The organism is Enterobacter cloacae complex sp. S1, assembly GCF_014930525.1.
In the GTDB taxonomy this organism is placed as follows: Bacteria; Pseudomonadota; Gammaproteobacteria; order Enterobacterales; family Enterobacteriaceae; genus Enterobacter; species Enterobacter hormaechei_C.
In genome coordinates this window covers 144,349-157,251 of sequence record NZ_JADBRE010000001.1, presented here as the reverse complement: position 1 = coordinate 157,251, position 12,903 = coordinate 144,349, and the positions used below count along the sequence as shown (strand labels likewise).

Sequence of the window (12,903 nt, the reverse complement as noted above, 5' to 3'; positions counted from 1 at the left end):
GGCACCGTAATTTATGTCATCATTTGACTACATCAAGACCGCTATCCGCCAGAAGGGCTGCACGTTGCAGCAGGTGGCGGACGCCAGCGGCATGACCAAGGGCTACCTGAGCCAACTGCTGAACGCCAAAATCAAAAGCCCCAGCGCGCAGAAGCTGGAAGCGCTGCACCGTTTTCTGGGGCTTGAATTTCCGCGGATGCAAAAGAACATTGGCGTGGTGTTCGGTAAGTTCTACCCGCTGCATACTGGGCATATCTATCTGATCCAGCGCGCCTGTAGCCAGGTCGACGAACTGCATATCATCATGGGTTATGATGAAACCCGCGATCGCCAGCTGTTTGAAGACAGCGCCATGTCGCAGCAGCCCACCGTGCCGGACCGCCTGCGCTGGCTGCTTCAGACCTTTAAATATCAGAAAAATATTCGTATTCATGCCTTTAACGAAGAGGGCATGGAGCCGTATCCGCACGGCTGGGACGTGTGGAGCAACGGCATCAAAGCGTTTATGGAAGAGAAGGGCATTGCGCCTAACTGGATCTACACCTCTGAAGAGTCCGACGCGCCGCAGTTCCGCGAGCATCTGGGCATCGAGACGGTGCTGATCGATCCTAAACGCACCTTCATGAACATCAGCGGGGCGCAGATCCGCGAGAACCCGTTCCGTTACTGGGACTACATCCCGACCGAGGTGAAGCCGTTCTTCGTGCGTACGGTGGCGATCCTCGGCGGCGAGTCGAGCGGGAAATCGACGCTGGTAAATAAGCTGGCTAACATCTTCAATACCACCAGTGCGTGGGAGTATGGCCGCGATTACGTCTTCTCACACCTTGGCGGCGACGAGATGGCGTTGCAGTATTCCGACTACGATAAAATCGCGCTCGGTCATGCCCAGTACATTGATTTTGCGGTGAAATACGCCAATAAAGTCGCCTTTATTGATACCGATTTCGTCACCACGCAGGCGTTCTGCAAAAAGTACGAAGGGCGCGAGCACCCGTTTGTGCAGGCGCTGATTGACGAATACCGCTTTGACCTGGTGATCCTGCTGGAAAACAACACCCCGTGGGTGGCCGACGGCATGCGCAGCCTGGGCAGCTCGGTGGACAGGCGGGAGTTCCAGACCATGCTGGTGGAGATGCTTAACGAGAACAACGTTGAGTTTGTACATGTGGAAGAGTCGGACTACGACTCCCGCTTCCTGCGCTGCGTCGAACTGGTGAAGGAGATGATGGGGGAGCAGGGTTAATAACTTCCCCTCTCCCACCAGGAGAGGGGGCTTTAATCGCCCTCTCCCTTTGGGAGAGGGCCGGGGTGAGGGAATCAGTTCACTCAATACTCAACCACCACCTTCCCACGCATATGCCCCTCCAGCACCCTGCGGTGCGCTTCGGTAATGCTTTCCACGCTTAGCCCGTGCAGCGTTTCGCTGAGCGAGCTTTCCACCACGCCGTTATCCACCAGCTTCGCCACCTCATCTAAAATCTCACCCTGACGCGCCATATCCGTGGTCTGGTACATGCTACGGGTGTACATAAATTCCCAGTGCAGGGCGGCAGATTTGGACTTCAGCTTGTCCTGGTTCAGCGGATGCGCGTTTTCAACGATGGAACAAATGTCTCCCTGAGGGGCAATCAGATCGCTGACCGCATCCCAGTGCCCGTCGGTATCGTTGAGGATAAAAATGTAATCAACAAAGGTGAGCCCCTGTTTCGCCAGTTCTCCCTTCAGGTCGTGGTAATTTACAACAATGTCAGCCCCGCGATCGCGACACCACCGGGCGGAATCTTCTCGTGAAGCGGTTGCGACGATCTTCACCTTGCTGTTGTGCTTCGCAAACGGGATCGCCAGCGATCCGACTCCACCCGCGCCGCCAATTATCAGCAGCGTTTTATCTGCGTCGGCATCCTGAATCTTCAGCCGTTCAAACAGGCCTTCCCACGCGGTGAGCGCCGTCAGCGGCAATGCAGCCGCGGCGGCCCAGTCAAGGCTTGCAGGCTTGTGCCCGACAATGCGCGCATCGATCAGCTGGTGCGTGGTATTACTGCCCGGACGGGTGATATCCCCCGCGTACCACACTTCGTCACCCGGTTTGAATCCGGTGACGCCAGCCCCAACGGCTTTTACGATACCGCTGGCATCCCACCCGAGAATGCGCGGCTCCTTCAGTCCGCTTTTGGCAATGCCTGCATGTACCTTGGTGTCCACCGGGTTTACGGAGACGGCTTTTACCTCCACCAGCAGATCGTGTTCACCGGGCTGCGGCATCGGCGGGGTGATTTCAACGAAGGTGGAGGGATTTTCTGGGTTAACGGCAATGGCTTTCACTGACATGGTGTGCTCCTCAATGGCATGCGTTTTGTTGAGGCTAGTCTATTAAGTGGTCAGCTGCATGATAAGATGGACAATCAAGAACTCAGCGTTCGTACAGAGTGAACAATCATGTTTAAACAGCTTCAGGATATGGCACTGTTTGCGCTGGTGGCCGAGATGGGTAGCTTTACCGCGGCGGCGCAGAAGGCGGAACTGCCGAAATCCAGCGTCAGCCAGCGGATTAGCCAGCTGGAGCAACAGGTGGGGATCCGTCTGTTGAATCGCACCACGCGCAGAATAAGCCTGACGTTTGCGGGCGAACACTATCTGGTGCACTGTCGTGAAATGCTGGCGGCCAGCGAGCGCGCGGAGTATGCCATTCAGCGGCTGCGTGAAAACCCCAGCGGGCGGCTGCGGATCACCTGTCCGGCGGGAATTGGCGCAACGCTGCTGGCGCATATGAATGCCGAGTTCCAGCTTCGCTATCCGGACGTGTCACTGGATGTGTCGATCTCAGACGACGTGGTGGATCTGGTCGAGTCTGGCTTTGACGTGGCGCTGCGCACCGGCAAACCGCAGGATTCTTCCCTGATTGGCCGCATGATTGGGCACTGTCCTCGCTACATGCTGGCCTCGCCCGACTACCTGGCGCGTCGGGCGCCGTTAATCCATCCCCGACAGCTGGTGGAGCACCGCTGCATTACGCACCGGGCATGGTCGGAGTGGCTTCTGCGAAGCGAGAGTGAGGATTACCGCTACCTGCCGGATAACGCCCATATGACCGATAACCTGGTGTACGCCCGGGAATGCGCCATTGCCGGGGCGGGGATCACGCTGTTACCCGCATTCCTGCTGGAAGATAAGATCGAAAAGGGCGCGCTGGTGAAGGTGCTGCCGGCGTGGAGCGTTGAGGGAAACGATCTCTGGCTGGCCTACCCGAGCCGTAAGCTCAATTCGCCTGCGCTGATGAGCTATATCGACTTTGCGATGCAGTTTGATGAGGTGAAGCGGTATTACGTGGGCAAATAAAAAAGCCGGGTGGCGGCTTCGCCTTACCCGGCCTACACACTGTGCGGCCTGATGCCCTCACCCTGGCCCTCTCCCACGGGGAGAGGGTACAAACATAAAAAACGGCAACCGAAGTTGCCGTTTTGCTTTTATTTCGCAATACGCTTGTACTTAATACGCTTCGGCTCCAGCGCGTCTGCGCCCAGCGTGCGTTTCTTGTACTCTTCGTATTCGGTGAAGTTACCTTCGAAGAACTCCACTTTACCTTCGTCCTGGTAGTCCAGGATGTGGGTTGCGATGCGGTCCAGGAACCAGCGGTCGTGCGAGATAACCATCGCGCAGCCCGGGAACTCCAGCAGGGCGTTTTCCAGCGCGCGCAGGGTTTCGATGTCCAGGTCGTTGGTAGGTTCATCAAGCAGCAGAACGTTGCCGCCAACCTGGAGCAGTTTTGCCAGGTGCAGACGACCGCGCTCACCGCCGGACAGCTCGCCCACGCGTTTGCCCTGGTCAGTGCCCTTAAAGTTAAAGCGGCCAACGTAAGCGCGGCTTGGCATCTCGGTGTTGCCGATACGCATGATATCCAGACCGCCGGAAACCTCTTCCCACACGGTTTTGCTGTTATCCATTGCGTCGCGGAACTGGTCCACGGAAGCCAGCTTCACGGTTTCACCCAGGGTGATAGAGCCGCTGTCAGGCTGTTCCTGACCGGACATCATGCGGAACAGGGTCGATTTACCTGCGCCGTTCGGACCGATGATGCCAACGATAGCGCCTTTCGGCACGGAGAAGGTCAGGTCGTCGATCAGCAGACGGTCGCCGTAGGACTTACGCAGGTTGGTCACTTCAACCACTTTATCCCCCAGACGTGCGCCAGGTGGAATAAACAGTTCGTTGGTTTCGTTACGTTTCTGGTATTCAGTGTTGTTCAGCTCTTCGAAGCGTGCCAGACGGGCTTTGCCCTTGGACTGACGGCCTTTCGCGCCCTGACGCACCCACTCCAGCTCTTTCTCGATAGACTTACGACGCGCCGCTTCCTGAGATGCTTCCTGCGCCAGACGCTGATCTTTCTGCTCCAGCCAGGAAGAGTAGTTGCCTTCCCACGGAATACCTTCGCCGCGGTCCAGCTCCAGGATCCAGCCCGCAACGTTGTCGAGGAAGTAACGGTCGTGGGTAATCGCCACCACGGTGCCTTCGAAGTCGTGCAGGAAGCGCTCCAGCCACGCCACGGATTCCGCATCCAGGTGGTTGGTAGGTTCGTCGAGCAGCAGCATGTCTGGTTTTTCCAGCAGCAGGCGGCACAGCGCCACGCGGCGGCGTTCACCACCGGACAGGTTAGCGATTTTCGCATCCCAGTCTGGCAGACGCAGGGCATCGGCCGCGCGCTCCAGCTGCACGTTCAGGTTGTGACCGTCGTGCGCCTGGATAATTTCCTCATATTTGCCCTGCTGAGCGGCCAGTTTGTCGAAGTCCGCATCCGGCTCGGCGTATTTGGCATACACTTCATCCAGACCTTTCAGGGCGTTAACCACCTCGGATACCGCTTCTTCAACGGATTCACGCACGGTGTGTTCCGGGTTCAGCTGGGGTTCCTGCGGCAGGTAGCCGATCTTAATGCCAGGCTGCGGACGGGCTTCACCTTCGATGTCTGTATCGATGCCGGCCATGATGCGCAGCAGGGTGGACTTACCGGCACCGTTGAGACCCAGAACACCGATTTTTGCGCCCGGGAAGAAGCTCAGCGAGATATTTTTAAGAATATGACGTTTCGGCGGGACAACTTTGCCGACACGATGCATGGTATAAACGAATTGAGCCACGTTGGACTTCGCCTCTTTTATCGTGATGAGAATGAATTTCAGCCTCGAAGTGTAGCCTTTTTCACGCCCTAATCCCAGCCAGGAACGTCGGGAGTGTTAAAACGCGCAAGAAAGGTAAAAAAGTGTCCATGACGTGGCGCGTTGTGGGATGCCTGGTTAGCATAAGTTGATGTAACTTTGACGTGGCAAGACGCTGCAACTGACGAAAAACAATGAGGAAGAGCTTGTGGAAAAAGCCAAACGGGTGGTCTGGCGTCTGCTGGCTGCCAGCGTATGCGTAATGGCGGTAAGCCAGGCGGTGCATGCCGATTCACTGGATGAACAACGTAACCGCTATGCCCAGATTAAACAGGCATGGGACAACAAGCAGATGGATACCGTGCAGGCGCTGATGCCGACGCTGAAGGATTATCCGCTGTATCCGTATCTTGAGTATCGTCAGATCACGGACGATCTCATGAATCAACCGACCGTCACCGTGAATAACTTCATTCAGGCGAACCCGACCCTGCCGCCTGCGCGCACCCTGAAGTCCCGGTTTGTGAACGAGCTGGCCCGTCGCGAAGACTGGCGCGGCCTGCTGGCTTTCAGCCCGGATAAACCGGGCGCGACGGAAGCGCAGTGTAATTACTATTATGCGAAATGGGCGACCGGTCAGCAGGAGGAAGCCTGGACCGGCGCGAAAGAGCTGTGGTTGACGGGCAAAAGCCAGCCAAACGCCTGTGACCCGCTGTTCAGCGCCTGGCGCGCCTCGGGCAAGCAGGATCCGCTCTCTTACCTGGAACGTATTCGCCTGGCGATGAAGGCCGGAAACACCCGGCTGGTCACCGTGCTGGCGGGCCAGATGCCCGCAGATTATCAGACCATTGCGTCTGCCGTTATCAGTCTGGCAAACGATCCCAATACCGTGCTGACGTTTGCGCGTACCACCGGCGCGACCGATTTTACCCGCCAGATGGCGGCGGTGGCCTTTGCCAGCGTGGCGCGTGATGATGTGGAAAACGCCCGGCTGATGATCCCGCAGCTGGTGCAGGCCCAGGAGCTTAATGACGATCAAACTCAGGAGCTGCGCGATATTGTGGCATGGCGACTGATGGGGACAGATGTCACCGACGAACAGGCGCGCTGGCGTGACGATGCGGTGATGCGTTCGAACTCTGTCTCGCTGGTGGAGCGTCGCGTGCGCATGGCGCTGGGAACGGGCGATCGTCGTGGCCTCAATACCTGGCTGGCGCGTCTGCCGATGGATGCCAAAGAGAAAGATGAATGGCGTTACTGGCAGGCGGACATGCTGCTGGAACGTGGTCGTGAAGATGAAGCCAAAGAGATCCTCCACTCCCTGATGCAGCAGCGCGGATTCTACCCGATGGCGGCGGCGCAGCGTCTGGGCGAGGAGTACACCCTGAAGATCGACAAAGCGCCAGCCAACGCGAACCCGGCGCTGACGCAGGGGCCGGAAATGGCGCGCGTGCGCGAGCTGATGTACTGGAATCTGGATAATACCGCGCGCAGCGAATGGGCGAATCTGGTCACCAGCCGTACCACCGATGAGAAAGCGCAGCTTGCCCGCTATGCATTTGATAATCGCTGGTGGGATCTGAGCGTGCAGGCGACGATCGCCGGCAAACTGTGGGATCATCTCGAAGAGCGTTTCCCGCTGGCTTATAAGGATCTGTTCGATCGCTACACCAGCGGCAAAGATATTCCGCAAAGCTACGCGATGGCCATTGCCCGTCAGGAGAGCGCCTGGAACCCGAAAGTGCGTTCTCCGGTGGGTGCCAGCGGCCTGATGCAGATTATGCCGGGTACCGCGACGCACACGGTGAAGATGTTTAATATTCCAGGCTACAGCAGCCCGTCCCAGCTGCTGGATCCGGAGACTAACATCAACATCGGTACCAGCTACTTGCAGTACGTCTATCAGCAGTTCGGTAATAACCGTATCTTCGCGTCAGCGGCGTACAACGCCGGGCCTGGCCGCGTGCGGACATGGCTTGGCAACAGCGCAGGGCGCATCGACGCCGTGGCGTTTGTCGAGAGCATTCCGTTCTCGGAAACGCGCGGCTATGTGAAGAATGTGCTGGCTTATGACGCCTACTATCGCTACTTCATGGGGCAGAAAGATACCCTGATGAGCGATGCCGAGTGGCAGAGACGTTACTGATCGGCGCGGGTTGTGTTATGCTGTACTCGCTAATGAGTACAAGAGGCAGCATAACATGACCCAGCATTCCCCGTATTCCTCGGCCATGGCCGAACAGCGTCATCAGGAGTGGCTTCGTTTTGTGGAGTTGCTCCGCCAGTCTTACGACAAAGATCTGCATTTACCGTTGCTACAGCTGATGCTGACGCCCGATGAACGCGAAGCGCTGGGCACGCGGGTACGCATTATTGAGGAACTGCTGCGCGGCGAAATGAGCCAGCGCGAGCTGAAAAACGAGCTGGGCGCGGGCATCGCGACCATCACCCGTGGTTCAAACAGCCTGAAGTCGGCGCCGGTTGAACTGCGTCAGTGGCTGGAAGCGGTATTGCTGAAAAACGCCGGATGACGGCTTCGCCTTATCCGGCCTGCAAACTTAACGATAAATCGCGTTATGGAACGGACTTAACGCCAGAATAACGGCCTGGTGGTAAACGCCTGAACGCGTAAGCTTGCCACCCGTAAAGACGCCAATCGCCCCCTCTTTACGACCAATTTCATCAATGCCGGTGTAGTGCGACATTACCGGCCCCAGCGCCTCACCCGCGCGGACTTTCTCCAGTATGACTTCCGGCAGCGGCAGCGTGGCAGAACGCGCTTCGCCGCGCTGCTCACGGCTTTCGATGACAACCCAGCTGAAGGTCGCCCCTTCGTCGATGCCTGCTTCAATCGCGACCCAGAAGTCAGCGTCTGGCGCGGCGGCTTTTGCATTCGCCACGCGATTTCGTGCGCCAGCGCGTGTTTCCTCGCTGCCAAACGGCTGTTCCGGCACACCGCTCTCGACGCCGACGGCGTCAATATGGCAGGATCCTTCGCCGAAGATCTCTTCAAATGCCCTTAGAATTGCCTGAATTTTGGCAGGATTGGTGGTAGCAGAGACAACATGGTGCATAATTAAGCTCGATTTAAAAAATTCATCGCAGTATAACGGAAAAAAAGCATGTTACAGGTATACCTTGTTCGCCACGGTGAAACGCAGTGGAACGCCGAGCGACGTATTCAAGGCCAGTCAGATAGTCCTCTCACCGACAAAGGTGTGCAGCAAGCATGGCAGGTGGCGGAGCGCGCCAGAACGCTGGGTATCACTCACGTCATCTCCAGTGATTTAGGCCGCACGCAGCAGACGGCACGCATCATCGCCGATGCCTGTGGCTGCGACGTGACCCTCGAACCGCGTCTGCGCGAGCTGGATATGGGCGTGCTGGAAAAACGTCCTATCGATACGCTGACGGAAACCGAAGAAGGCTGGCGCCGCACGCTGGTGAACGGCACTGAAGATGGTCGCATCCCTGAAGGGGAATCCATGCAGGAGCTGAGCGTGCGCATGCATGCCGCGCTGGCCGAGTGCCTGAAACTCCCGGCAGGTAGCCGACCGCTGCTGGTAAGCCACGGTATCGCGCTGGGTTGCCTGGTGAGCACCATTCTGGGACTGCCGGCTTACGCCGAACGCCGTTTGCGTCTGCGCAACTGTTCCATTTCCCGTATCGACTATCAGGAAAGTGCCTGGCTGGCATCGGGGTGGGTAGTTGAGATGGCAGGGGACATTTCGCATCTTGATGCCCCTGCACTGGATGAGTTGCAGCGTTAACGACGTACCGGAATCAGGAATTCCATACGCAGATTGATAGGGCCTTCTTCCGGTTTAGCATCTTGCGCCGGATAGTAGCGCTCAATGTCCTGACCTTTACGGCGATTCAGATTCAGCATCGGCATGCAGGTCCCGTAAACGGTCAGGATGAACTCCTGAACGCCCGATCCTAAACCTTCGTATGAGAACATCACATACTCGCCGCCTTCCACCACGACAGGCTTCGAGCCATGAATGTAACCGTTCGCCATGTCAGGCGTCAGCGCCGTGGTATAGAACACCTCCTGCTCGTCGTCTTTTTCCTGGCTGGGATGCGTTTCGTTCAGGCCATACAGAATCGGCGGGATCGCCGGAGCATGGCTTAAAAATTCGCGCCAGAACTGAACGCGCATCTGATGGCGGAACTCGGAGATCTGCTCCAGGGAACAGGAGTAGCTCTGCGTGGTGCCGACCAGGTGCGTTTCCGGCAGGGTGATAATTTCATATTTTGGCATCGCAAACTCGCCCAGACGCAGCGGCGGGCGCATACCAAAGGAGCTCCAGTCCGGCGAGCGGCGATAAAGCGCTGGCGTTAACGAGAACTGTTTTTTAAACGCGCGGGTGAAGGTTTGCTGTGAATCGAAGCGATATTGCAGGGCAATATCCAGGATTGGTCGCGCGGTCAGGCGCAACGCGACAGCAGACTTTGATAAACGACGTGCGCGAATATAGGCACCGATAGCATGACCGGTGACATCCTTGAACATCCTTTGCAGATGCCACTTGGAATAGCCTGCTTTTGCCGCCACATTATCCAGTGACAAAGGCTGGTCGAGATGACCTTCCAGCCAGGTGAGCAGGTCGCGAATAATTCCAGCCTGATCCATATACTATCCTCATCCTTAAAACTGCCGCAGGTGCCTGTTTACAGGTTAGCGGATAATAGCATTTTTTGACGTTTTAGCATTCAGTGTTTTTTTTGCGCATAAATGCTTTTTGTAGTGATTTATGTGCGGATATATTCTAATCCTGTGATCTTGCTACATTTTTATCTAACCTGTTGAATAATCGCTCAGCGTAATTTTTATGAATGGTAACAATATGAAATACAAGGTTTTAGTCTTTGCAGCACTGGCGCTGATGGCAGGGCGCGTGGCACAGGCGGAGCAAATTGGCTCCGTGGATACTGTGTTTAAAATGTTTGGGCCGGACCACAAAATTGTGGTGGAAGCCTTTGACGATCCGGACGTTAAAAACGTCACCTGCTATGTCAGCCGGGCAAAGACCGGCGGGATTAAAGGCGGCCTGGGGCTGGCTGAAGACACGTCTGACGCGGCCATCTCCTGCCAGCAGGTTGGCCCGGTGGAATTGAGTGACAAAATCAAAAACGGCAAAGCGCAGGGCGACGTCGTATTCCAGAAACGGACCTCGCTGGTGTTCAAAAAGCTACAGGTGGTCCGTTTTTATGACGCGAAGCGTAACACCCTGGCTTATCTGGCTTATTCCGACAAAGTCGTGGACGGCTCACCGAAAAACGCGATAAGCGCGGTACCGATTATGCCGTGGCATTGATAAAAAAAACGGCGCAAATGCGCCGTTTTTTACTGCGTGACGGGAGAATTACTCCTGGAGGTCACCGCAGAAACGATAGCCTTCACCATGGATCGTGGCGATGATTTCCGGCGTATCCGGCGTAGATTCGAAGTGCTTACGAATACGACGGATGGTTACGTCAACGGTACGATCGTGTGGCTTCAACTCACGACCGGTCATTTTCTTCAGCAGTTCTGCACGGGACTGAATCTTGCCCGGGTTCTCGCAGAAGTGCAGCATCGCGCGGAATTCACTGCGCGGCAGTTTGTACTGCTCACCGTTCGGGCTAATCAGCGAACGGCTATTGATATCAAGTTCCCAGCCGTTGAATTTGTAGCTGTCGACGCTACGACGCTCTTCACTTACCGTACCCAGATTCATGGTGCGGGACAGCAGGTTGCGTGCACGAATGGTTAACTCGCGAGGGTTGAACGGCTTGGTGATGTAGTCATCCGCGCCGATTTCCAGACCAAGAATTTTATCAACCTCGTTGTCACGGCCCGTCAGGAACATCAACGCGACGTTCGCCTGTTCACGCAGTTCGCGCGCCAGAAGAAGCCCGTTTTTGCCCGGCAGGTTGATATCCATAATCACCAGGTTGATATCATTTTCAGAAAGGATCTGATGCATCTCTGCGCCATCGGTCGCTTCAAAGACATCGTAGCCTTCTGCTTCGAAAATGCTCTTTAACGTGTTGCGTGTTACCAACTCGTCTTCAACGATAAGAATGTGCGGGGTCTGCATGTTTGCTACCTAAATTGCCAACTAAATCGAAACAGGAAGTACAAAAGTCCCTGACCTGCCTGATGCATGTCGCAAATTAACATGATCGGCTTAACGTGACTAAAGTACGTAATTGCGTTCTTGATGCACTTTCCATCAACGTCAACAACATCATTAGCTTGGTCGTGGGTACTTTCCCTTTGGACCCGACAGTGTCAAAAACGGCTGTCATCCTAACCATTTTAACAGCAACATAACAGGCTAAGTGACACCGGACACCCAATAAAACTACGCTTCGTTGACATATATCAAGTTCAATTGTAGCACGTTAACAGTTTGATGAAATCATCGTAGCTGAATGCTAGCCTTTGTCACAATTTTTCAATAAACCAACTAGTTGCGGACATTGATTGATAAACGGTACGAATCCAATCAGAAAAGAGTATTCATATGGTCATTATCATTACAAAACATAAGGATAATGGACTTCTGTTAACATTCTAACTGATTGTTCAGCCACAAAATAGTTTAGCTTTTTTTAATTGTTATGAAACGCTATTTCGGTGATTTGTGTTGCAAAATTGTAAATTCGTGCTGCGTAATATGTTGAACTGAATCACATTTTTACCTGCTAACTGATTAAAAAGAGAGCGTAAATGCATCTGTCGATTGTGCTGGTGGCACCAGCAAGAGCTGAAAATATTGGCGCTGCGGCGCGTGCCATGAAGACTATGGGTTTTACCGATTTGCGTATTGTGGACAGCACGGCGCATCTGGAGCCTGCTGCGCGCTGGGTTGCGCACGGTTCGGGTGATATTCTCGATAATATAACCACTTACGCTACGCTCGCCGACGCACTCCACGATATTTCGTTTACCGTCGCGACGACCGCGCGCAGCCGGGCGAAGTTTCACTATTACGCCACGCCTGCTGAACTGGTGCCGATGCTGGAAGAGAAAAGCCAGTGGCTGGAGAAAGCCGCGCTGGTGTTTGGGCGAGAAGATTCCGGGCTGACTAACGAAGAGCTGGAGCTGGCTGACGTGCTGACGGGCGCGCCGATGGTGGCGGATTATCCGTCACTCAATCTGGGGCAGGCGGTGATGGTCTATTGCTATCAATTAGCATCCTTAATACAAATTTCTCAGCCACCGGTGACAGTTTCGGATGAAAACCAGCTGGCGGCACTGCGTGTTCGTGCAAATAACCTTCTTGAGCAGTTGGGCGTCGCTGACGATCAGAAAATGGTGGACTGGTTACAGCAGCGCCTGGGGCGTCTTGAGCAGCGCGATACGGCAATGCTGCACCGATTGCTTCATGATATTGAAAAAAAATTAGCCGAGTAAAATAGTGTCATAGGTTTTTATTATGGCCGATCCTGCTGATGTCTGGGGTTGCATCTGGGGTATTCCGATGAAAATAAATCTGCGCGCAGCGGGACGTGAGAATGTCCCGAATTGTGATCGAATTAAAAATTCATTGACTTAAGGGGCTCGATCCTTTAACCCTAAAAGAATAGAGCACAGACAGATAATAATGACAGAGTACACAACATCCATGAAACGCATCAGCATCACCACCATTACTACAACCATCATCATTACCACAGGTAACGATGCGGGCTGACGCGTACAGGAAAAACAGAAAAAAGCCCGCACCTGAACAGTGCGGGCTTTTTTTTCGGCTAA

Annotated in this window: 14 protein-coding genes and 1 other annotated feature; of the genes, 9 read left to right on the top strand and 5 right to left on the bottom strand. The window is 55.0% G+C overall.

The window, feature by feature from the left end:
- Positions 1–13 precede the first annotated feature (13 nt).
- Entirely contained in the window at positions 14–1,246 is a 1,233-nt protein-coding gene (gene nadR / locus IM290_RS00690; RefSeq protein WP_015572616.1) for a multifunctional transcriptional regulator/nicotinamide-nucleotide adenylyltransferase/ribosylnicotinamide kinase NadR, read from the top strand.
- 83 nt (positions 1,247–1,329) lie between these two features.
- On the opposite strand, the gene IM290_RS00685 is transcribed toward nadR, so the two are convergent.
- Positions 1,330–2,331, bottom strand: a complete 1,002-nt coding sequence (locus IM290_RS00685; RefSeq protein ID WP_064489911.1) for a zinc-binding alcohol dehydrogenase family protein — start codon at positions 2,329–2,331, stop codon at positions 1,330–1,332.
- Positions 2,332–2,439: 108 nt separating this feature from the next.
- Here IM290_RS00685 and IM290_RS00680 point away from each other — a divergent pair, with 108 nt between their 5' ends.
- Positions 2,440–3,339, top strand: coding sequence for a LysR family transcriptional regulator (locus IM290_RS00680; protein WP_032647182.1), 900 nt, complete (start codon positions 2,440–2,442; stop codon positions 3,337–3,339).
- A gap of 128 nt (positions 3,340–3,467) precedes the next feature.
- Here the strand turns inward: IM290_RS00680 and ettA are convergent, their stop codons facing one another.
- Positions 3,468–5,135, bottom strand: a complete 1,668-nt coding sequence (gene ettA, locus IM290_RS00675; RefSeq protein WP_006810191.1) for an energy-dependent translational throttle protein EttA — start codon at positions 5,133–5,135, stop codon at positions 3,468–3,470.
- A 226-nt stretch (positions 5,136–5,361) separates the two neighbouring features.
- Between ettA and sltY the strand changes: the two genes are divergently transcribed.
- On the top strand, positions 5,362–7,299 hold the full coding sequence (gene sltY, locus IM290_RS00670; protein WP_193042034.1) for a murein transglycosylase: 1,938 nt from the start codon (positions 5,362–5,364) through the stop codon (positions 7,297–7,299).
- Between the two features lie 55 nt (positions 7,300–7,354).
- Positions 7,355–7,684: a trp operon repressor gene (gene trpR / locus IM290_RS00665; protein ID WP_003856511.1), complete on the top strand. Its 330-nt coding sequence runs from the start codon at positions 7,355–7,357 to the stop codon at positions 7,682–7,684.
- 27 nt (positions 7,685–7,711) lie between these two features.
- On the opposite strand, the gene yjjX is transcribed toward trpR, so the two are convergent.
- The gene (gene yjjX / locus IM290_RS00660; RefSeq protein WP_015572619.1) at positions 7,712–8,227 is read right to left on the bottom strand and encodes an inosine/xanthosine triphosphatase; all 516 of its coding nucleotides are present in this window, start codon (positions 8,225–8,227) and stop codon (positions 7,712–7,714) included.
- Positions 8,228–8,275: 48 nt separating this feature from the next.
- On the opposite strand from yjjX, the gene gpmB reads away from it, so the two are divergent.
- Complete coding sequence (gene gpmB, locus IM290_RS00655) at positions 8,276–8,923, top strand: 2,3-diphosphoglycerate-dependent phosphoglycerate mutase GpmB (protein ID WP_006810187.1); 648 nt, start codon at positions 8,276–8,278, stop codon at positions 8,921–8,923.
- On the opposite strand, the gene robA is transcribed toward gpmB, so the two are convergent.
- Positions 8,920–9,789, bottom strand: a complete 870-nt coding sequence (robA, locus tag IM290_RS00650) for an MDR efflux pump AcrAB transcriptional activator RobA (protein WP_193042035.1) — start codon at positions 9,787–9,789, stop codon at positions 8,920–8,922. The genes gpmB and robA overlap by 4 nt on opposite strands.
- A gap of 214 nt (positions 9,790–10,003) precedes the next feature.
- Here robA and creA point away from each other — a divergent pair, with 214 nt between their 5' ends.
- Complete coding sequence (creA, locus tag IM290_RS00645) at positions 10,004–10,474, top strand: protein CreA (RefSeq protein WP_017383825.1); 471 nt, start codon at positions 10,004–10,006, stop codon at positions 10,472–10,474.
- Positions 10,475–10,522: 48 nt separating this feature from the next.
- On the opposite strand, the gene arcA is transcribed toward creA, so the two are convergent.
- Positions 10,523–11,239: a two-component system response regulator ArcA gene (gene arcA / locus IM290_RS00640; protein ID WP_003856501.1), complete on the bottom strand. Its 717-nt coding sequence runs from the start codon at positions 11,237–11,239 to the stop codon at positions 10,523–10,525.
- Positions 11,240–11,334: 95 nt separating this feature from the next.
- On the opposite strand from arcA, the gene yjjY reads away from it, so the two are divergent.
- From yjjY to thrL, 3 genes are all read left to right on the top strand, one after another.
- Positions 11,335–11,475 carry a protein YjjY gene (gene yjjY, locus IM290_RS00635; protein ID WP_001541509.1) on the top strand — a complete coding sequence of 47 codons (141 nt, stop codon included), beginning with the start codon at positions 11,335–11,337 and terminating at the stop codon, positions 11,473–11,475.
- 399 nt (positions 11,476–11,874) lie between these two features.
- On the top strand, positions 11,875–12,561 hold the full coding sequence (locus tag IM290_RS00630; RefSeq protein WP_023295898.1) for a tRNA/rRNA methyltransferase: 687 nt from the start codon (positions 11,875–11,877) through the stop codon (positions 12,559–12,561).
- Positions 12,562–12,772: 211 nt separating this feature from the next.
- Positions 12,773–12,841 carry a thr operon leader peptide gene (gene thrL, locus IM290_RS00625; RefSeq protein WP_015572623.1) on the top strand — a complete coding sequence of 23 codons (69 nt, stop codon included), beginning with the start codon at positions 12,773–12,775 and terminating at the stop codon, positions 12,839–12,841.
- Positions 12,780–12,897 (top strand) — a sequence feature (Thr leader region). (Overlaps the previous gene by 62 nt.)
- Positions 12,898–12,903 lie beyond the last annotated feature (6 nt).

Coding starts and splice junctions, on each gene's coding strand:
- nadR (WP_015572616.1), top strand. CDS start 14: ATGTCATCATTTGACTACATCAAGACCGCTATCCGCCAGAAGGGCTGC.
- IM290_RS00685 (WP_064489911.1), bottom strand. CDS start 2,331: ATGTCAGTGAAAGCCATTGCCGTTAACCCAGAAAATCCCTCCACCTTC.
- IM290_RS00680 (WP_032647182.1), top strand. CDS start 2,440: ATGTTTAAACAGCTTCAGGATATGGCACTGTTTGCGCTGGTGGCCGAG.
- trpR (WP_003856511.1), top strand. CDS start 7,355: ATGACCCAGCATTCCCCGTATTCCTCGGCCATGGCCGAACAGCGTCAT.
- yjjX (WP_015572619.1), bottom strand. CDS start 8,227: ATGCACCATGTTGTCTCTGCTACCACCAATCCTGCCAAAATTCAGGCA.
- gpmB (WP_006810187.1), top strand. CDS start 8,276: ATGTTACAGGTATACCTTGTTCGCCACGGTGAAACGCAGTGGAACGCC.
- robA (WP_193042035.1), bottom strand. CDS start 9,789: ATGGATCAGGCTGGAATTATTCGCGACCTGCTCACCTGGCTGGAAGGT.
- creA (WP_017383825.1), top strand. CDS start 10,004: ATGAAATACAAGGTTTTAGTCTTTGCAGCACTGGCGCTGATGGCAGGG.
- arcA (WP_003856501.1), bottom strand. CDS start 11,239: ATGCAGACCCCGCACATTCTTATCGTTGAAGACGAGTTGGTAACACGC.
- IM290_RS00630 (WP_023295898.1), top strand. CDS start 11,875: ATGCATCTGTCGATTGTGCTGGTGGCACCAGCAAGAGCTGAAAATATT.